This window comes from Rufibacter latericius (assembly GCF_003721515.1).
Taxonomy (GTDB): domain Bacteria; phylum Bacteroidota; class Bacteroidia; order Cytophagales; family Hymenobacteraceae; genus Nibribacter; species Nibribacter latericius.
Genome location: NZ_RJJD01000003.1, coordinates 1 through 20,558 on the forward strand (window position 1 = coordinate 1; position 20,558 = coordinate 20,558).

18 protein-coding genes and 1 tRNA gene are annotated in these 20,558 nt (G+C 49.4%); 6 read left to right on the forward strand and 13 right to left on the reverse strand.

The features are described from left to right. Positions 1–156 precede the first annotated feature (156 nt). A complete protein-coding gene (locus EFB08_RS05695) occupies positions 157–777 on the forward strand; it encodes a hypothetical protein (RefSeq protein ID WP_123125985.1) in 621 nt (206 codons plus the stop codon). A gap of 149 nt (positions 778–926) precedes the next feature. Continuing rightward, entirely contained in the window at positions 927–1,142 is a 216-nt protein-coding gene (locus tag EFB08_RS24005) for a PLD nuclease N-terminal domain-containing protein (RefSeq protein ID WP_165864810.1), read from the forward strand. Between the two features lie 777 nt (positions 1,143–1,919). Here EFB08_RS24005 and EFB08_RS05705 read toward each other — a convergent pair. From EFB08_RS05705 to EFB08_RS05745, 9 genes are all read right to left on the reverse strand, one after another. Further along, positions 1,920–2,009: transfer RNA gene (locus tag EFB08_RS05705), tRNA-Ser, on the reverse strand. Between the two features lie 81 nt (positions 2,010–2,090). Next, positions 2,091–3,164: an asparaginase gene (locus EFB08_RS05710; RefSeq protein WP_123125987.1), complete on the reverse strand. Its 1,074-nt coding sequence runs from the start codon at positions 3,162–3,164 to the stop codon at positions 2,091–2,093. 4 nt (positions 3,165–3,168) lie between these two features. Then, complete coding sequence (locus EFB08_RS05715) at positions 3,169–3,930, reverse strand: TatD family hydrolase (RefSeq protein ID WP_123125988.1); 762 nt, start codon at positions 3,928–3,930, stop codon at positions 3,169–3,171. An 86-nt stretch (positions 3,931–4,016) separates the two neighbouring features. After that, a complete protein-coding gene (locus tag EFB08_RS05720; protein WP_123125989.1) occupies positions 4,017–5,108 on the reverse strand; it encodes a glycosyltransferase in 1,092 nt (363 codons plus the stop codon). Positions 5,109–5,111: 3 nt separating this feature from the next. Beyond that, positions 5,112–5,711 carry a polysaccharide deacetylase family protein gene (locus EFB08_RS05725; RefSeq protein ID WP_227006233.1) on the reverse strand — a complete coding sequence of 200 codons (600 nt, stop codon included), beginning with the start codon at positions 5,709–5,711 and terminating at the stop codon, positions 5,112–5,114. A 167-nt stretch (positions 5,712–5,878) separates the two neighbouring features. Continuing rightward, positions 5,879–7,102, reverse strand: a complete 1,224-nt coding sequence (locus EFB08_RS05730) for a PP2C family protein-serine/threonine phosphatase (RefSeq protein WP_123125990.1) — start codon at positions 7,100–7,102, stop codon at positions 5,879–5,881. A gap of 186 nt (positions 7,103–7,288) precedes the next feature. Beyond that, positions 7,289–7,546: a hypothetical protein gene (locus EFB08_RS05735; protein ID WP_123125991.1), complete on the reverse strand. Its 258-nt coding sequence runs from the start codon at positions 7,544–7,546 to the stop codon at positions 7,289–7,291. After that, complete coding sequence (locus EFB08_RS05740) at positions 7,543–8,670, reverse strand: glycosyltransferase (RefSeq protein ID WP_123125992.1); 1,128 nt, start codon at positions 8,668–8,670, stop codon at positions 7,543–7,545. Before EFB08_RS05740 ends, EFB08_RS05735 begins: the two co-directional genes overlap by 4 nt. After that, positions 8,670–9,680, reverse strand: a complete 1,011-nt coding sequence (locus EFB08_RS05745) for a lysylphosphatidylglycerol synthase domain-containing protein (protein ID WP_123125993.1) — start codon at positions 9,678–9,680, stop codon at positions 8,670–8,672. Before EFB08_RS05745 ends, EFB08_RS05740 begins: the two co-directional genes overlap by 1 nt. On the opposite strand from EFB08_RS05745, the gene ruvC reads away from it, so the two are divergent. Next, complete coding sequence (ruvC, locus tag EFB08_RS05750; RefSeq protein ID WP_123125994.1) at positions 9,672–10,244, forward strand: crossover junction endodeoxyribonuclease RuvC; 573 nt, start codon at positions 9,672–9,674, stop codon at positions 10,242–10,244. The genes EFB08_RS05745 and ruvC overlap by 9 nt on opposite strands. Before the next feature lie 102 nt (positions 10,245–10,346). On the opposite strand, the gene EFB08_RS05755 is transcribed toward ruvC, so the two are convergent. Further along, positions 10,347–10,757: an HIT family protein gene (locus EFB08_RS05755; protein WP_123125995.1), complete on the reverse strand. Its 411-nt coding sequence runs from the start codon at positions 10,755–10,757 to the stop codon at positions 10,347–10,349. A gap of 8 nt (positions 10,758–10,765) precedes the next feature. Next, positions 10,766–11,239 (reverse strand): transcription elongation factor GreA, encoded by a 474-nt coding sequence (gene greA / locus EFB08_RS05760; protein WP_123125996.1) that lies wholly within the window; start codon positions 11,237–11,239, stop codon positions 10,766–10,768. Positions 11,240–11,506: 267 nt separating this feature from the next. Between greA and EFB08_RS05765 the strand changes: the two genes are divergently transcribed. Next, positions 11,507–12,433 (forward strand): Ppx/GppA phosphatase family protein, encoded by a 927-nt coding sequence (locus EFB08_RS05765; RefSeq protein ID WP_123125997.1) that lies wholly within the window; start codon positions 11,507–11,509, stop codon positions 12,431–12,433. Positions 12,434–12,510: 77 nt separating this feature from the next. Here the strand turns inward: EFB08_RS05765 and ppk1 are convergent, their stop codons facing one another. Then, on the reverse strand, positions 12,511–14,613 hold the full coding sequence (gene ppk1, locus EFB08_RS05770) for a polyphosphate kinase 1 (RefSeq protein ID WP_123125998.1): 2,103 nt from the start codon (positions 14,611–14,613) through the stop codon (positions 12,511–12,513). Between the two features lie 157 nt (positions 14,614–14,770). After that, positions 14,771–16,726: a DNA topoisomerase (ATP-hydrolyzing) subunit B gene (gene gyrB / locus EFB08_RS05775; protein WP_123125999.1), complete on the reverse strand. Its 1,956-nt coding sequence runs from the start codon at positions 16,724–16,726 to the stop codon at positions 14,771–14,773. A gap of 729 nt (positions 16,727–17,455) precedes the next feature. Between gyrB and EFB08_RS05785 the strand changes: the two genes are divergently transcribed. Then, complete coding sequence (locus EFB08_RS05785; protein WP_123126001.1) at positions 17,456–18,433, forward strand: ROK family protein; 978 nt, start codon at positions 17,456–17,458, stop codon at positions 18,431–18,433. Between the two features lie 460 nt (positions 18,434–18,893). Further along, positions 18,894–20,414 carry a tail fiber domain-containing protein gene (locus EFB08_RS05790; protein WP_123126002.1) on the forward strand — a complete coding sequence of 507 codons (1,521 nt, stop codon included), beginning with the start codon at positions 18,894–18,896 and terminating at the stop codon, positions 20,412–20,414. Positions 20,415–20,558: the final 144 nt, after the last annotated feature.

The window sequence follows — 20,558 nt, forward strand, 5'->3', positions numbered from 1 at the left end:
AGGCTTACAAGGGCCTTATTGTATAATGAATCTTGTTCCTTCCTTTCTTCTCTTTTATACAAGTTAATTAGTTTTTGCAAACATAGGAAGGTATAAACGTCACCTCGGCCGACGGCCTTCGCAGTCGTTTATACTAGTCCGTTAGCAACAATAAGAATGAAAATAATCTCTTTCGTGCTGTTTGTGATTGCATTATGTCTCACAAGTTGTGGTGACGCTACGAAGGGCGTTTTCACCAATTACGAAGAGAAGAAGAGCGAAATAGACTCCTTGGTAAGCTATTTTAATAAAATAAAGCCTAAAGAATTAGCTCTTTTCATAAGGTTCAACTCTGATGATAATATAGATTTTAAGTTAGACCAGAAGAATTATCGCGACACAACCACTTGGTACACAGAAGCCATATTTGATGATTACGGACAGTTCCATAGGTTTGACATCGACTTGGACGACAAAGAATTGGAGGATGCTTTCCGGATTGTGAATCTGGATGAAGAGAAAATTGAAAAGCTTAGAACCTATTTAGAAAAGGCAAACTGTAACTCAATAAGCAACAGTTTCTCGATTCCAGACAAGATGAAAATTGATTACTCGTCGATTGGCTATCCAACTAATGACTTGTATGGCCTTGAATACCTAATCTTTGATACAATACCCGAACAGGCAATTATAGATGAAATTGTCAAAGGTTGTAACTTCAAGAAAATCAACAATAGAATATTAGTGCAGTACGGCGGCCCAGCCTTTGGCAGTGATTGCTTTCCTGATAAAAAATAGAATTACTGTTGCTAACACTGCATAAAAATCATGCTTCGGCCGACGGCCTTGCACGTTTTTTATACTAGCCGTTGTGCTTCATGCAATAAATAATAAATCACCAAATTAAAGAGAATCTAAACCCGAAGTAACAATAAACCAATATGGATATGGAATTACTAACACCAAGTACTGGATTAATTATATGGCAGACAATTTCATTGTTCGCAATAATTTTACAAATTGTTTGCTTGATTAGTCTCTTGAAAAATAATTTTAGAGATGGTGATAAACTTATTTGGACAATTGTTGTAATCTTCGTTCCCATTGCGGGTTCAATTCTTTATCTTTTTATTGGTAGAAGAAAACGATTATTAAATTATTAGCAAAAAGCACGAAAGCACAACAACACCTAAACGGCAGCCTCGGCCGACGGCCTTCGCCGCCGCTTACACAAGTACGTTGGGCAAAGGTAACTTAACCCAAGAGCCACAGCCGGCTCCAGAATCAATAAACTTCTTTTTTTATGCGCTGTCCTACCCATTTGGAATATTGGGGTGTGCGTGTAGAGTTAGGGTCTAAGCATATTTATGGAATAGGCTGCTCATTTAATATTATAGAATGTTGGGTTGGTACCGGCTCCACGGGGAATTACGATTCCTGTCCTTTCTGCAATAGCGTGGCCAACCAGAGAAACAGGCCCGCCAAAACCCGGTCCACCCGGTCTGACCCAAAGCGTTTCCATCAGGTGAGATACCCCTCCCATCAAATACAAGCTACCGGTGCATAGCCCTATGGTGCGTAAAAGGGAAGGTGCCTAGAAAATTACGCACCCTAAGACATGGCTTTCTGAGGGATGAAATGCAGCAGGGAAGCAAAAGTTGTACGTATATGTAGTATGCACTAAAAGAAAACGCTTGTAAGAGGATGTCTTGCAGGCGTTTTAAATTATGGCTCTGGTTAAGCAGGAAGTCGAACAACAACCTCGTCAAACTAGAGCTACTATTTTCTTCATAGATTTAAAACGGACCAGCCATAAGCATTTTTTTCATATCTAAATATGATAGACTAGAACCAAGTTTGCACCTAAAAGTGTCCGATATATGTCCGTAACAAAACGAAAAACCCTGTAAGTTTTGGCTTACAGGGTTTAAACATTGTTGTGGCGGAGAGGGAGGGATTCGAACCCTCGATACCGTTACCAGTATACACACTTTCCAGGCGTGCTCGTTCGACCACTCTGACACCTCTCCGTGGTCCGTACTTTTATTTTTCGGAATGCAAAGAAAGGCAGAAGCTGCGGGATTTCCAAACGTCTTTCCTTCATTTTTGTCTTAAACCCGGCGCGTCATTTCCCCCCGTAGGTTCTTTTCCAGCATGCAGGCCTTTTCCTTTTGGGAAAGGTTCTGGGCCAGAACAAACATCAGCTTGGTAACAGCGGCTTCGGTACTGATGTCCGAGCCACTAATTACCCCCATTTCTTTCAGGTAGAAACTTGTTTCGTACTGCCCCTGGTGCACCTCCCCTTCCTCGCACTGTGACACATTCAGAATGGTAATCCCCTCGTCTACTGCTTCGCGCAGGAGTTTCAAAAACCAGGGATAGGTGGGCGCATTTCCAGCCCCGAAGGTTTCCAACACCAACCCTTTAAGCCCTTTGGCCTTGAGCATGGCTTCAATCATGGATTTATTAATCCCAGGGAAAAGTTTCAGAACCGCTACCTGGCTTTCCAGTTCCTGGTAGATTCTGAGCGGTTCTACCGGAGCGGGCAAGATCACCGATGGATTGTATTCGATATCAATTCCGGCCTTAGCCAATTGTGGGTATTTACCGGAATGGAAGGCATTGAAGTGACGGCTTTCTACTTTGGTGGACCGGTTGCCTCGTAACAACAACGTGTTAAAGAAAATAGAAACCTCGGGCACCAAGGGTTTCCCGGAACGGTGGGCGGAGGCAATTTCCATGGCGGTGATCAGGTTACGGCGGGCATCAGTGCGCATCCGCCCAATAGGAACCTGTGCTCCGGTGAAAATGACCGGTTTTCCTAAATTCTCCAGTAAAAAGCTCAACGCAGAGGCACTGTAGGCCATGGTATCGGTACCGTGCAGAATCACAAACCCGTCGTACTCCTGGTAATTCACCTGGATGATCTGGGCCAACTTGATCCAGTGCTCTACTCCCACGTTGGAGGAGTCAATGGGCGGATCAAGGCTAAGCACCGTCAGCATCACTTTGAACTGGCGCATTTCAGGCACCCGGTGAATCACTTCACTAAAATCAAAGGGCACTAGGTGATGGTCTTCTTTGTCAGATACCATCCCGATGGTACCACCGGTGTAAATAAGCAAAATGGAAGCTTCCGGGTCACTGGGGGCTGCCGTATTGATATTTACCTTTAGAAACTTCATAGCATTAAGAAAAGAGGTTCTGGGCGTTGGCCGTGGTGGCTGCCGCTACCTCATCTAGGGTCATTGACTTGATTTCGGAAATTCGTTGGGCCACGTAAGGAAGATAAGCGGGCTCATTCCTCTTACCGCGTTTCGGGACCGGTGCAAGATACGGACTGTCCGTCTCCAATACTAAGTGTTTTAAATCAATTGCCTTTAAAACAGGTTCCAATCCGCCGTTCTTAAACGTACTTACGCCTCCAATGCCTAATAGAAAATTCTGATCAACTGCGGCTTGCGCGTCTTCTACCGTGCCAGAAAAACAATGGAAAATTCCGCGAAGGGTACCGTCCTGCTCTTCCTGTATAATCTCCAGGGTATCCTCAAAAGCATTTCGGGTGTGCAGCACAATAGGTATTCGGTGCTTTTTAGCCCATCCGCACTGGATGCGAAGGGCTTCTTTCTGCTCCGGCACAAAGGTTTTATCCCAATAATAATCGAGGCCGGCCTCTCCCACCCCTTTAAAAGCACGTTTCTCAAACCATTCTTCCATCTGGGCCAGCACCTCCTGGAAATCTTGGAACACATGGCAAGGGTGAAGCCCCATCAAAGAGTGGCACCAGGGATGCTGCTGCTCAATCTGGAACATGGTGTCAATGGAGGCCAGGTCAATGTTGGGCATATACACCTCGGCAATGTGGGCTTCCTGGGCGCGTTGCAGCATCTCTTCCCGGTCTTGGGCGAAGTCTGGGGAGAAAACGTGGGCGTGTGAATCTATGTACTTCATGAAAGTTCTGCTCAATCTATTTCGGGCCTATTTTCCTGAAAAAAGGCTTAAAGCGGCAAAGGTACATAATTCCTCGCCGGAACGCCTCAATACAACCTCCCCTTCCACCTGATCTTGAACGGCAGAAAGAAAAAGGCAATCAGAATCAGGGAAGTAAAAAGGAGGTAAACTTCCAGAAGGATTAGGTCCTTCCAAATGGTACGCCTACCCAGTTGGGTGAGGCATTTTTGGAGAAACAAGCTCTGGAGCAAAACCTTCGCCAGGAAAATAGCAAACCAGATTCCCACGGAAGCATGGGTGAAAAAGGGAAGCCAAACCGGGTAATAACAGGAATGGATCACAAACAAAAGGAGCATGTACCAGGGCAAATGCACCGATCCCCGCATCCAGCGGCGGCGCTGCTGCAGCAAGGTCATCAAGTTAGGGGCCGGGTAAGAAAGGGCCAACACCTGGTGATGGTAGACATTCTTGGTCTTATACCCTTTGGCGAGCACCTGCTTGAAAAGTTGCACGTCTTCCGTGATGGAAAATGGGATGTTCTCAAACCCTCCCACTGCTTTATAAGCCTCGCGGGTCACCAGCATGTTGTTTCCCATGGTTGATACCGGAAGGTTGCGGTCAGCCACCACCTGCATGAGGCCCAGATTATACAGCCAGTCAAGGGTTTGCAGCCGGTCAAAGAGTTTTGTTCCTTTGGTCGTGGTGATTCCGGTGACAATTCCGGTGCCAGGCGTCAGGTGTTGGAGCAGCATCTCTAACCAGCGGGGCGGAACCTCAATATCGGCATCGGTGATAAAGAAAATGTCTGAAGTGGCCAGTTGCGCTAATTGGGCCAGCACGTTGGCCTTTCCCTTGGTGCCCTGGATGTCATGGATGATGCCGTGGCAGGAAACATACGGATGGCTTTGCCGAAAAGCTTCTACCAACTGCCGGGTTTTATCAGTGGAGCGGTCATCCCCTACCAGTACCTCTATTCTATCCTTCGGATATTTGAGCCGATCTAGGGCTTCCAGGCAGGTAAGAATGTGGTCTTCTTCGTTTCGGGCTGCAATAAGAATGCTGACTTTGGGAAAGCGGGTGAGCGGAGGCAAAGCCTTGGGGTGGCGGTTCCACCAGAGAGCCAGCAGAATTCCAAAGAGAGTGAAATACAAGATTAGGAAACCAAGGGAAAACAGCATCCGCTACAGGGGTTTGAACGCGAATCCCAGCGCAGAGAAGTGGCGCAGCAGCCTGGGTAATACATAGCGCAGGTTCCGCTCCGCCTTCAGGCTGTCATGGAACACCACCACTGATCCCGGACCGGTAACGGCGATGGCTTTGGCCAAGCACTTCTCCGGCGATAAAGTCTGATCGAAATCATAGGTGAGGGTGCTCCACATGACTACCTGGTACTCTGGTTCCAGCATACGCAGATGCCGCCAGGTCAGTTGGCCGTGGGGTGGCCGGAAAAGTTTTTTAAGGCCTTTTTCCGCCCTTATTTTCTGTAAAGCGCCCTGGCATTCCTCTACCTGCTGGCGGTATTCTTCCGGGGTCAGCTTCCAGGCTTTCACGTGCTGGTGGGTGTGGTTAGCTAACACGTGTCCTTGGGCCAGGGCCTGTTGAGCAAGGGAAGGATGCCGCTCCAGGTTTTCGCCTACGCAAAAAAAAGTGGCTTTGGCATTAAACGCGGCTAATTGCTCCAGCACAAAAGGCGTCACCTCGGGGATGGGCCCGTCGTCAAAGGTTAGGTAAATGGTTTTCTCATTTGCAGGGCGCTTCCACCAAACCTTTCGGTAAAGCAAGGGTAAGACCGGCGGAGTTCTGTAGAAGCGCAGCAAGGTTCCTTTTCGTTTACCTGTTTATATTTAAGCAAAACCGTTCATCCTAAGAAAATAGCATTAAGCCTGTTTTCCCGAAAACGGCTCTAAAACATTCTTTTCCATCTACGGCCCCCTGGTTCAAAGCCGATTTACTTAAACCGACAGGAAAGCAGGGTAATGTCATCACTGAAGGAAGTGTCGCTGTTGTAGGTGTTCACTTCCTGCAGCAACTGCCGATGGATGTTTTTGGAGCTCACGAACCGGCAGTTCTGCAGCACCTTGATGGTGTTCTCGATCCCGAATTCGTCTTCTTCCTGGTTGAAGACTTCGGTGAGGCCATCGGTGTAGCAGAGCACCAGAGAGTTGTGCGGCACATGCACGGTGGTTACCGGCAAAAACGGAAGCTCATCAAAGATCCCTAGCATGGTGCAGCCTTCCTCCAGCAATCGGTAGGTGTTGTTTTCGTAGAGCAGAATGGAGGCGTTGTGCCCCGCGTTGACATAGCTGAGTTGACGGGTGGTTCTGTTGAAAATGGCCAGAAAACAGGTAATGAACTTCTCCGCAATAGCGTTGCGGTAGATAAGGTCATTGAGTTCGCTGACAATGGTGCTGAGGTTGGTGGTCTGCCGAAGAATGGTACGCAGGCCTGCCTGGAAATTGGACATCAGCAAGGAAGCTGGCACCCCTTTCCCGGAAACATCGGCCACGCAGAAAAGAAACTGGTCTTTGTCAATCGGCACGAAGTCATAGTAATCGCCCCCAATGGAGGAGTGCGGAATATAGGTGGCATGGATGGCTACGTCCCGGTTGTTGGGCAGCGACTTTGGGAAGAGCATGTTCTGCACCTCGCGGGCAATCTCAATCTCTTTCCGCATGGCTTCCTGGGTGAGGCGGTGCCGCTCCAGACGACGGTTTTCCATGGCCACCAGAATGATGTTGCTCAGCGTCTGCACAAAACTGAGAGCCCCCAGTGTGGTGTAATACGCATTCACGTTCCCGATCATCACAAAGGCCAGAATGCGGTTGTTGTGCATGATAGGAATCACGATCTCAAAATCGTGCCACCGGCGGTCAATGTCAAGGTTAGAAAGAGAGGTGATCTCCCGCAACTCGGTGATTTCCTCGGGAAGTTCCATCTCCCGGAAATTGTGCTGCGTCCCGAAACTCACTTTACACTCCCATTCCTCGTCAATGAGAAAAAGCGACAACCGGCGGATGTTCAGTTGGGCCAGCAGAGTGAAATGGTAAATCTTATAAAGCGCTTCTTCCGGAAGGTTGTTGTTGATGGCTTTTGTGATTTCCAACAGTGCCGCCAATTCCAACTTCTTCAGGTTCAGTTCCTGCTCAACTGTAGGAAACTTTAAATCAGACATTTGTAACAATTGTTAACGATTCATCTGCCTCCCGAACCAGGTACCCAAGCTACTTGGCGGTCCAAAAATTCCGTACAGAACGGCAGTTCAAATAAAATGATTTTTCTCTTACCCAACTCCTAAAACAGTGAAAGCCGTTTTAGAACTCATTTAGGCAAAACAGCATCAAAATGGTTTTGTTTAAAGCTACTTTGAGTTGTGGGTGAGAAGCCCTTCTTTGGTGGCCAGGAAAAAATAGTGTTGGCCTTCCCGCGCAAAATGATCAGGATCAAAAGGTACTTCGGAATCCTGATCTGGGAAAAGGCATTTGATGAAATTCATGCTGATCAACCCTCTGAGCGCTTCCCTGAGTTCTGGTTCCGGCATTCCAAGTTCTTTCTGCAAATCCTGAAAAGAGGTTACAAAATAAAGCTCATCTAAAATATCAAATTCCTGATCTGTCATGCTGTTCTGAGTTCTCGGCCCTTCCAAAGGTACTGCCCGCGCAGCCCCAGAACGGCCGTGAAGACCATATAGGGTACGTACACTAGTTGTAGCAACCATAGCCACGAAAGTAAATGCTTTTTACCGAATAAGCTCAGAACCTGCTGTAAAAGTAGGGTATCTGCCCCCATTTTTGTGGTTAATACGATGCCCAAAAACCACCACGGCCAATACCCCGCCAATGCAGCCAATAAGGTACCCAATACCGCCAAGTTCCCTCCTACTACTACTAACGCCAGAACCTGGGAGAAATATGTGTCATAGTGCCGCCATTTACTAGCCCACCGAATGCGTTGGTGCAGAAACTGCGTCAGCGAGGCCGCCGGAGGGGTTTGCACCAAGGCTTCCTTGGCTTTGGCGAAGGTGATCTGCCCGGGAAACCTCCGGTGGATCTTGTGCAACAGGAATTCATCATCTCCCGAAGGGACTTGTTCATTGCCTTTGAACCCCTCAACCGCTAAAAAAGCCTCTTTTTCGTAAGCCAAATTGGCACCATTGCACATGGTGGGTTTCTGTAGGGCCAGGGAAGCCGCCCCCATCCCAATCAAAGCCGAAAACTCCAGGGCCTGTAGTCGTTGCCACAAAGTAGTTACCAGTGCGTACGTCACCGGACCACTGATGAATTTGGGATTTTGCTGGTGCCTGATCTGGTTGAAAGTAGCCAGCCAGTGCGGAGGAACGCGGCAATCACCATCGGTACAGGCAATCCAGGAGCCTCTGGCATGAAGGACACCAGTTTCTACGGCCGCCTTTTTCTGCCTCTTTCCCGAAAAGTCGCTCAAAAGCAATAGGTGCAGATCAAGTTGGGTTTGCGCCTGGAATTGCCGCACTAACGCCGGGGTAGCATCGTCTGAATGGTCATCCACTACCAATACTTCAAAGTGACTCATGGGGTACTGTTGCCTTTCCAAATCCTGCAGCAAAGAAACTATGTTGCGGGCTTCGTTCCGGACGGGCACGATTACCGAAAATAACACGGGCGGCGCTTCTCCCGAAGGAATGGTCAGGGGGATTTTGCGCCAGGCAAGCCAGCAGCGCAGCACTACCGCCGCGTACACGCAGGCCAGAAACAATACCAGCAGCATCAACGGGTAGTGGAGAGTTTCAGGGGAAGCACAAAGAGAAGGCCAAGGGCGCTGGGCAAGGCAATGTTCATCGTCCAAAGGGTTAGGCTAGCACCTAGGACCAGCAACGGATCCTGGCCCATCAGCCCGAAGAAGTGCATGGCGGAGAGCTCACGCATGCCAATGTCCGCCAAGGCATTAATTGACGGCACCACCGACTTCATCAGGAACGTACCAGCCACGCCCCACACGTATTCCTCGGGAGAAAGATGCACTCCAAAGGCCCAGAGCAAGGCAATAAACTGCACCACAAACACCAAATAACGGGCTCCCGAGATGAACAGGGTTTTCCGGAGTTCGCGGGAAGAATACGTCCCGATCACCGCAAAATAATGTACCCACCGGCGGAGAAAGGCAACCCGCTCCAGCAAGGCAATGGCCCACTGGAAACTGAACAGCAACGCCAAGGCCCAGCCATTAACCAACAGCAAGCCCAACCCTACCGAGATGCCAACCGGCGAAGCCAAGGGAACATAGTATTTGAACACGAAAAAGGCGATGGCACCTGAACCCATCAGCACGGTGGCGAACAACTGGCACAGGCGCCCCAACAGAATGGCCCCGATGGCATCGGCGCGGTCTTTCCGGTGCAGAGTCAGAATCCGGCCAGCGTAGTCACCCATGCGGTTTGGGGTTACAAACCCCAGAGTCAATCCCACCAGTACTGCCCGGTAGGCTTCCAGAAAAGTAATCTTTTCGAATTTGCGGGAAAGGTATTGCCATTTGGAGGCTTCTACGCCCCAATTCACCGGCAGTAGGGCCGCAGCCAGGCACAAGGCCATGCCGTTGGTAGACCAGATTTTCTGAATTGTGGAGAAAGAAAACGTGCTGTGCGAACTGGCTTCCAGAATTGCTTGTCTGAGGTAATATAAAGTCAGGCCGAAAACCAACAGTTTTCCAAGCCCCACCAAAAGACGCCGTGATACCCGCACTTTGCGGGATTGTTTGTAATTTTGCGCTTCATGATTCATCCTACCGCAGTACTTCCCAATAATAAATTAATCTTAGGTGTTGACCCCGGCACCAACGTCATGGGCTATGGCCTCATTGAGGTAAACGGCTCCAAAATAACGGTGCTCCAGTATGGGGTGCTCCAGCTTAAAAGCTACGCGAACCATGCCGTGAAGCTCAAAAAAATCTACGACAGCACCCTGCGCCTCATCACCGAATACCTCCCCGATGAAATGGCCATTGAGGCTCCGTTTTTCGGGACTAACGTACAATCCATGCTCAAGTTGGGCCGCGCCCAGGGAGTGGCCATTGCCGCCGCCCTTTCCCGTGACATCCCGTACGTGGAATACGCCCCAAAGAAAATAAAACAATCTGTGACCGGCAACGGGAACGCCTCCAAAGAGCAGGTGGCGGCCATGCTGTTGCAGATCCTCAAGATAAAGGAAGCCCCTAAGTTCCTGGACGCAACCGACGCCCTGGCCGTGGCCCTCTGTCACCACTATTCACAAGGCGCCAACCAGAAAGCCGGCGGGAAATCCTGGAAAGCGTTCCTGACCGAAAACCCAGACCGAATGTCTAAGTAAAGGCACAACCCTTCCCTTCCATTAAAAACCGAATCAGCCGTTTACGGTCCCTTTTCTGGAAAGGAGCCCGTAAACGGCTGATTCGGTTTAAAGAAGCCTCAATTAACTTCCCGCCTCGGTTTTAAGGGCCTGCCTGATTTTACCGGCAATTTCCTCCATTTCCTCGGCCTCAAACTTCTGTTTGGGGTTGCTGAAGTTCAGGTCCGCTATTTGGTTCATGGGCACCAGGTGAATGTGCGCATGTGGTACTTCCAGTCCGATAACGGCTACTCCAACTTTAATGCAAGGAACGGCACTTTTCACGCCACCGGCTACCTTCTGGGCAAACTTATGCAAGTCAGCTAAGTCATCCGGGGCCATGTCAAAGATGTAGTCTACCGGTTCCTTAGGGATAACCAGCGTGTGGCCTTTCACCAAGGGGAACACGTCCAGGAAGGCCAGAAAACGATCGTCTTCCAGCACCTTGTAGGCGGGAACCTCGCCCCGGATGATTTTAGAGAAGATGGTTTCCATGATAGCGATTAACGGGAAATTTCCAGGATCTCGAACCGAAGTTTACCAGCGGGAACGGTGATCTCGGCGATCTCCCCTACTGATTTTCCCAACAAGCCTTTTCCAATGGGTGACTTCACCGATATTTTGCCAGCGGCCAGGTTGGCTTCTTCCTCAGCTACCAGGGTGTAAAGCATCTCCATGTTGTTGTTCAGGTTTTTCAGCTTCACCTTGGAAAGGATCAGCGCCTTGGTCAGATCCAGGTTTGACTCGTCAATGAGACGTGCGTTGCCCAGTACTTCCTCTAGTTTGGATATCTTAAGCTCCAGGTGTCCTTGGGCGTCTTTGGCAGCGTCATATTCGGCGTTCTCACTTAAGTCCCCTTTGTCACGGGCCTCCGCCAACTGACGGGCTACATCGGCACGGCCTTTTGTCTTCAGTTCATGTAACTCTTCCTTGAGCTTAAGCAATCCCTCTGGGGTGTAGTAAGATACTGTTGCCATATTAGTAATGGGTTAGTACAATGATTAAAAAAGAAGAACGGCCTTCCTGTCTGGAGACCGTTCTTATGCTAAGGTAGCACAATTTATCTAAAGTACATGCATCAAAACTATTATTTTGCAGAGCAGTACAACCCTGAAGATTCTACTTTAAAACCTACCGAAGAGGAAAACCCGCTAGCCGGTTTTTACCTTATTTTTCAGAAAACAACCAAAAAGCCGCATGCCTTTGCAACAAACTAGGGCTTTTGGTTTTAGTTTTACAATCATATGTCAACAGCCACCGAACCTTTCCTAAAGCTTGCCGCCATAGACATAGGATCTAACGCGGTCAGATGCCAGATATCCAATGTCTTTCGCTACGAGGACCATACCCTTTTCAAACGGGTGGAATACATTCGGTACCCCATGCGCTTGGGTGAGGATGTTTTTGCCTCGGGCGTTATCTCGCGGCCCAAAGCCGATAAGTTCATTAAACTCCTGCACGGCCTGTACCTTATCATGCAGGTGCATGAGGTGCATGACTTCATGATCTGCGCCACCTCTGCCATGCGTTCGGCCACCAACGCCCCCGAGCTTATTGAGGAGATCCAGGACAAATTGGGGCTTACCATCCAGGTCATTGACGGAACCACCGAAGCCGATTTAATCAACTTGGTAATCCGCCAGCAACTGGACAACCAGAACTACCTGCACATTGACGTGGGCGGGGGTAGCACCGAGTTCAACATCTACGTGAACCGCATGAAAGTGGCCTCGCAGTCCTTTGAGCAGGGATCCATCCGGCACATGCAGGGCGAGGAATCCATGGAAATCTGGCAGTACATGAAAGAATGGGTCACGGAGAAAGCCCGGATGCACCACGTGTCGCATGCCATTGGCACCGGCGGTAACATCAACAAGATCTATGAGATGGCCGGGAAACTGAGTGGCAAACCCATTTTCCGGGACCAGATAGAGGAAATTGTTCAGCAGATTTCCAGTTATTCCATGGAAGAGCGGGTAAAGGTGCTCCTCCTCAACGCCGACCGGGCCGATGTGATCGTTCCGGCCGCGGAGATTTACCTATCTGCCATGAATTGGGCCAAAATAGACAACATGCTGGTGCCGCAGATCGGGTTGAAAGACGGTATTCTGCAATCGCTTTACGAGCGACACCTGGGTGCCACCCAGCATCATTTTAAGCTCGATTTCTAGAAAACAGCCGTAAAACAGAAGGGCCGCTCTACTTGCAGAGCGGCCCTTCTGTTTAGGTTATATTTCGCCCTGGAGGTTTAAAACAGGCAAGCCTCCACCTCTACATCGGTGGCCAGGTGGAAGAACTCGCGGTGCATATTAAAGGGAGCTTCGTCTTCGGCGGGTTGCCGTTTGATGTAAGATCCGTCTTCACGCATGATGTAGGAGTTCTGGTTGTCCATGAGGTTGTAGCGCAGGATGTTGATGGCCTGGCGTTTCAAATCTTCGTGAACGATGTAGAACAGGGCCTCAATACGTCGCTCAAAGCTGCGCACCATAATGTCGGCGCTGCCGCCCAGCACCTGAGGGCTTCCGCTGTTATGGAAGTAGAACAGGCGCGCGTGCTCCAGGTACTCACCCACGATGGAACTCACCTGAATGTTCTCGCTCAGGCCCTCACGACCCGGACGCAGGCAACAGATACCGCGCACAATGAGCCTTACCTGCACCCCGGCCTGGGAAGCGGTGTACAACTCATCTATCACTTCTTTGTCTTCCAACGAGTTGATCTTAATCACAATCCCTGAAGGCAACCCCAACTCTGCATTGCGGGTTTCTTGCCGAATCAGTTCGATCAACTGCTGGCGCATGTCTTTGGGCGCCGTGATCAGGTACTCGTAGTTCTCCGGGTATGAGTGTCCGGTGATTACGTTGAAGAACTCAGACACGTCATGGCCATACACGTCGTCGGTAGTGAGCAAGCTGATGTCGGTGTAGGTGCGGCTGGTGGACTCATTGTAGTTTCCGCTGCCAATGTGCACGTACCGCGTCACCTTCTCACCTTCCTTCCGGATGATCATGAGCATCTTGGTGTGCGTCTTGTATTTGCTGATGCCGTAGATCACAAAACAGCCGGCTTTCTCCAGCTTCTCTCCTTCCCGCAAGTTGCGTTCCTCATCGAAACGGGCTTTCACCTCCAGCAGCGCCGAAACGTGTTTTCCGTTTTCGGCGGCTTTTAACAAAGCAGCCGTTACCCTTGAGTTATCCGCGAGGCGGTAAATGGTTTGCTTAATTCCCAGAACATACGGGTCTTCGGCGGCTTTCTCCAGCAAAGTCACTACGGGTTCAATGCTGTTGTAAGGGTGGTGCAGCAGCACGTCATGGTGCTTGAGGTACTCAAAAATATTATCCATGGCCCCGGGCGGAAGGCTGGGCGCGGGAATAGGTGCAGGTGGCCGCTGAATTTTGTTCGCGAAATGCGGGTGGCGCACAATCTGCCACAGCGCTTTCAGGTCGATGAGTCGGTCAATGGAAAAGATGTTTCCGTTGTCAATGCCCCAACGCTCTTTGAGCATTTTCAGGACACCGGCAGACGGCGTACGTTCCACTTCCAGGCGCACCACTCTCCCCTTCTTCCGGTTTTTGAGTTTCTGCTTCACCTCGTGCACGAAGTCCTGGTCCATGTCATCGCTTTCCTCCAGCGTAAAATCACCGTTTCGGGTAATCCTGAACAGGTTCACCGATTCGATTTCCACGTTCCGGAAAAGTTTGTCCATGTTCCACCGGATGACCTCCTCAATGGGCACGAAAATGATTTTGTTTTTGCGCGAGATTTCGAAAAACCGGTTCAAATTGCCGGGGATCTGCACAAAGGTTATGCGGCTCTGTTGTTTTTCCTCCTCAGAGGTGCGAGTCATCACCGCAAAGATGAGCAGTTGGTTCATCATGAGCGGGAACCCGTGGTAGCTGTCATACACCATAGGCGTGAGCAGCGGGTACACCGTGTTCTTGAAATAAGAAGCCGCTTTGGTTTGCTCAGACTCAGTGAGGTCTTCTACCTTGCAGATATTGAAGCCGTGCTTGTCAAAGTCCTGCTTTATCTCCTCATAGGTTTGGCATTGGTCGCCCACAAAGCGGTGCGCCAGATCCAGTAGCTTCTTCCGGAACGGAAGTTCCCGCAGCCCTGAATAGTCTACGCGCTCTTTCCCGAAGTCAATGTAGTTGTACAAGCTACCTACCCTGATCATGAAAAACTCATCCAGGTTAGACGAGGTGATGGCCAGAAACTTCATTCTATCAAACAAGGGGGTCTGCGGGTTGCGCGCAAGATCCAGCACCCTGTAATTGAAACGCAACCAGCTAAGGTCACGGCTGATGTAGTTACTTCTCCGGATTTGCTCCGATGCCTTTATTGAATTCATACCAGGTGGTCAACTTCTTCGTTTCGGTGCTTCTTTCTACGTAATATCGTGTAGGTACGTGAATCTCTTGCCTTGCTAAATAACGGCTTTCTTAGCCCAAGCGCAACAGAAAAGCCTGCATAAAGCAGGCTTTTCTTTGTACTATCAAAAACTGGGCCTAAACGTCTACTTTGGCGTATTTGGCGTTGCGTTCAATGAAATCCCGACGAGGGGCCACTTCATCGCCCATGAGCATGGAGAAGAGGTGATCTGCCTCAGCGGCCGATTCAACAGACACTTGCTTTAAGCTACGGGTGTCTGGGCGCATGGTGGTTTCCCACAACTGCTCTGGGTTCATCTCACCCAGACCTTTGTACCGCTGCACGCCTACGCTTTCTTCTTTTCCTTTGCCTAATTCAGCAATAGCTTCCAAACGGTCTTGCTCGGTCCAGCAATAACGCTCTTCCTTGCCTTTCTTCACCAGGTAAAGCGGCGGCAAGGCGATGTACACATAGCCGGAGTCAATCAAATCGCGCATGTACCGGAAGAAGAAGGTCAAGATAAGGGTTCTGATGTGAGAACCGTCCACGTCCGCATCCGTCATGATGATGACTTTGTGGTAACGCAGTTTGGCCATGTTCAAGGCCTTTTCATCTTCCGGGGTCCCGAAGCTCACGCCAAGGGCGGTGATCATGTTCTTGATCTCTTCGTTCTCGTAGATGCGGTGCTCCTGCGCTTTCTCTACGTTCAGGATCTTACCGCGTAACGGAAGAATGGCCTGGAACTTACGGTCACGGCCCTGCTTGGCAGATCCGCCCGCTGAGTCACCCTCCACCAGGTACAGTTCGCAGTTCTCAGGGTCAGAGTCAGAGCAGTCGGCCAGTTTACCGGGTAAGCCCGAGCCACCCATCACGTTCTTACGCTGCACCATCTCGCGGGCTTTGCGGGCCGCTAAACGGGCCTGCGCCGCCAAGATCACCTTCTGGATGATAATACGCGCTTCTTTGGGGTTCTCTTCCAGAAAACGGTTCAGAATCTCGCCCACCACGGTATCCACGGCACCCATCACGTCTGAGTTCCCAAGTTTGGTTTTGGTCTGGCCTTCAAACTGAGGTTCCTGCACTTTCACGGAAATAACCGCTGTCAGTCCTTCTCTGAAGTCATCGCCCTGGATCTCCACTTTGGCTTTCTCCAGCATCCCAGATTTCTCTGCGTAGCTTTTCAACGTACGGGTTAGCGCTCTCCGGAAACCGGCCACGTGGGTACCACCTTCGTGGGTGTTGATGTTGTTTACGTAAGAGAAAATGTTCTCTGTGTAAGACGTGTTGTAGTTCAAGGCAATTTCCACCGGAATACCGCCCTTTTCGCTTTCTACATAGATAGGCTCAGGAATCAGGTTAACCCGGGTTTCCTCAATATAGGCCACAAACTCACGCAGACCTCCTTGTGAGTAGAAAGACTCGCTCAGGAATTCACCTGGGGTCACTTCTTCCCTCAGGTCGGTCAGATTGATTCTGATGCCTTTGTTCAGGAACGCCAATTCCCGCAAGCGGCTGGCTACTGTCTCGTATTTGTATTCCGTAACGGTGAAAATGCTGGCATCAGGTTGGAAGTGTACAGTGGTACCTCTCTTGTCTGTAGTGCCAATTTCCCGCACCGGGTAAGCTGGTATACCAATGTTATAGTGCTGCTCGTACAACTTACCGTTGCGGTGAACGGTCACGTGCAGGTCAGTAGAAAGGGCGTTCACGCAGGAAACCCCTACCCCGTGCAGACCACCAGATACTTTGTAAGAATCCTTGTCAAACTTACCCCCGGCGTGAAGAACGGTCATTACCACCTCAAGGGCAGAACGTCCTTCCTTCTGGTGGAAATCGACGGGAATACCCCGACCGTTGTCTGAAACCGAAATAGAATTGTCTGTATGGATGGTGACGCTGATCTCGTCACAGTGCCCGGCAAGGGCTTCGTCTATTGAGTTGTCTACTACCTCCCACACCAGGTGATGGAGACCTTTGATGCCGATATCGCCAATATACATGGCGGGCCGTTTACGCACCGCCTCCAAGCCTTCAAGTACCTGGATACTGTCTGCGGAATAGGCGGTCATGTTGTTTTGTTCGATGTCACTCATTGAGTTTTCGATGGATTATTAACGTGCAAAAATACCAAATTTTACCCGCTTTTGCTAGCGTCTTCGCCTGAAATATAGTGCCGATTTAATTATTTCTTACGCTTTTTAACCCAATAAGAAAGTCAACTTTAGAAGGTGGTCCTTTTTACCCCGAAAACGATTTCCAAAGGTAGATTTCAAGGTAAAATCCGAAAAATGGGCCCAAAACCAAACCATTCCTCAGGTAAAAACAACCTCTAGGCTTTCAGAGGTACCCTTAGCAGCCCAGAAGCAATTTAGCTCCGCCAGAACTCAGTTTCCAGGAATCAGACACTTTCACCAAAACGGCTCAGAAACGCTTTATAGGGGTCTGAGCCCCTGGTTTGCTGAACTACTCTAAGGGTACTTTTAAGTTTTAACCAACCTTTTCCTTGCTTGATGGCCATTTTCTAAAAACCAGCCTAAAACCCCGGATCTGAAACAAGCCAACTCTCATGAACTTCCTTTTGCTTCAAACAAACTTGATTTCAATTGGAAATGAAAGACAAAGTAGATTTGAAGTGCTTTTTGCGGAGGATACGGCTATTTACCGCGATGTTCGTTCTAGGGGAATGATAAAAGAGCCCGGCAGAACTGAATATTTGGCAAAATGGAGGTTTATTCTTAAGTTTCCACCCTATTAAAAAATCAACCGCACGACTTCCATGTGGACCTCGTGCCTTTTACCCGCACCAATCTCTACTAACTCTCATGAAGGACGTAATTTTAGGCATTGACATCGGTGGCACAAACACCAAATTTGGATTTATTGACCGCGATGGCATCATCTTAGCCCAAGGCGAGCTTGCTACTACCGAGGGAGAAACCGTACATGATTTCCTGCGCATTCTTTACAGCGATGTGCAAGCGAAGTACAAGAAAATTGAAGACGAAGCCACGGTGATTGGTGTAGGTGTGGGTGCCCCCAACGGTAACTTCTACACCGGTACCATTGAGAACGCCCCAAACCTGAAATGGCACGGCTCTGTTCCCCTAGTGGAATTGCTTCACTCCTATTTCAAGCTTCCGGTGTACCTGACCAACGATGCCAATGCGGCGGCCATTGGAGAGATGATTTACGGCGGTGCCAAGAACATGAAGAACTTTGTGGTGGTTACCCTGGGCACAGGCCTGGGTAGCGGCATTGTGGTGAACGGCGAGTTGGTGTACGGCCATGATGGCAACGCCGGCGAACTAGGCCACACTTTGGTGAACGTGAAAGGCAGTGGCCGTGTGTGCGGTTGCGGTCGTCGCGGCTGTCTTGAAACCTATGTTTCGGCCACCGGAATCAAACGTACTGTCTACAAATTTCTCGCCGATTATACCGATTACAGCGAACTGCGCGGCGTAAGCTTCAATGACCTCACTGCCGAGATGATTACCCAGGCGGCCAAACGCGGAGACAAAATCGCGATTGATTGCTTTGAGTACACCGGTAAAGTTCTGGGCATGAAACTAGCTGACACCGTAGCACACCTTAGCCCTGAGGCGATCTTCCTTTTCGGTGGATTGACCCGCGCCGAGGAGTTCCTGTTTGACCCGGTACGTTACCACATGGAGAAAAACCTCTTGAGCATTTTCAAAGGGAAAGTGAAGATCTTGCCTTCTGGCTTAGGTTTGAACAATACTGCCGTGATGGGCGCTGCCGCCCTTGCCTGGAAAGAACTAGAGCGTGTGCCTGTGGCATAATTCTACATACCCTCAATTTCATAAAAGCCCGAAGGTTACTCCTTCGGGCTTTTTGTTTTATAATCAGGAATCAAAACTCCTTGCACTCTCCAAACTTGCTTGGCCTTACCTTCTGACGGAGTACTAAGCTTCAGAATAGATTTAAAAAACCTTGCCCAAAGAAGCGTAAAACCTTATTTTAGCTAAAGGCAAGACAAGGTTTCTTCTTTTGGAAAAACCTCCGGTACGCTCCAGCACAGAGCAGTACACTATTGATTACCAAGGGGTAAAGCATACCTTCCTCAAATGCCAATCTGGCAAACTCAGTGCGCCGTGGGAAACTACCACCAGGTGGTTAATGAACTTGCAACTTTCTTACAGGCTCCTCCTTCCCTCTTGAAAAGCATCTGGTAAATACCCTTTTCCAGAAACTTTCCTGCCGCTTCCCCTTCAGTTTTCTTTTTTCAAACAAGTAAATCCCATGAAGAAGCTTTTACTTCCTTTTCTTTTCCTGTTCATGATAGGATGGAGTACTAATGCCCAGAACACCGCCCCTTTCTGGAGTCTGGCCGGTAACAACAACGCAGGAACCGCTAAACTGGGTACCACCAATGGAGTTCACCTCCGGCTTTACACCAACAATAATGAACGAATGCGCCTTACCGCCCAGGGCTTAGTGGGCATCGGCACAGCAAACCCAACGGCCAGGCTCCAGATAAATAGTGCCGCCAGCCAAGACCCGTTAAGGATACTGGTGAATAATTCTACCAAGCTGCTGGGACATAGAAATGGCGGGTTGAGTGTGGGGCTAAGCACCACTCCCCCTGCTAATGGCCTTTTTGTACAAGGAAAAGTAAACATAGGCACCACAATCTTTTCTCCGGTGAACAAACTACAGGTGGTTAATGACTCTAGTCTGGGAGTAGGCATTTACACCAGCGGACAAGCCTCAGGCCTGTGGGCAGAAGCATCGCAAACTTTCGGCACGGCCGTCTTTGGAAGTGGCCGCACGGGAGTAGAAGGAAGAGGAGCCCAGGAGATTGGGTCGTTTGGAGTGGTGGGCGAATCTGGTTTCATTGGTGTGGTTGGAAATGGAGATCTGTATGGAGTGATGGGCATCAGCGAGCAAGGGAATGGCGTTGCCGGATTCAGTGACAATTCCTATGGGGGCTGGTTTCTATCTACTTCCGGCAACGGACTTTATGCCAGTACCGAAGAAGGCCAATATGCCGCAGTTTTTGAAGGTGACATTTTCTTATCCAATTCCTTTGCTGCCAGTGACGGCAACCTCAAGAAAAATGTGCAGCCTATAGGTAGCGCCCTTACGCTCTTAAACAAATTAAAACCCGTGCAATACGAATTCCGGGAAGACGGCAAATATGCCCTGCTGCGACTGCCCGAAGGAAGCCACTATGGGTTAGTGGCCCAGGACGTAGAAAAAGCTTTCCCTGATTTAGTTAAAGAGGCGCCGCTTTACTTAAAGGAAACAAGTAATGGAAGCAAGAGGCTTGCAGCCGATGGCAAAATCAACAAAAACATACAGGGAGAAGAAATCCCAAAAGAAAGCATCACTTTGAAGGGAGTGAACTACACTGAGTTGATTCCCTTGCTGATCAAAGCCATGCAAGAGCAACAACAGACCATGGAGGAACAACAGAAAACCATTTCCCTGCTCTCAGAAAGGGTGGCCCAATTAGAGGCTTCCCCAAGAAAAGGAAATCAAAATTCATCGGGTGCTAATATCTCGGACATCAGGCTGGAGCAGAACCATCCCAACCCGGTTGACCAAACCACCACGTTCCGGTACAGAATCCCACCTGGAGCTTTGGCTCAGATCCACGTTTATGAGGCAAATTCCGGAAAACTGCTCAAAACCGTACCTGCTCTTACTGAAGGCAAAGTGCAGATGAACACCAGTGACTTACCCGCTGGAAATTACATCTATACGCTGACTGTCAACGGGAAAATGGCTGGCTCCAAACACATGATGGTAACACGGTAAGTTGATTGAATTTTTAAAACAAGGAAAAGGCTGTTCCCTGGAAGAACAGCCTTTTTAGTACCTAAGGCAGCACAAAGTTTATAGTTAAATCGATACCTATACTTCCTTTCCTCTGCCGGTTAAATCTTGAGATTGGCTATTACC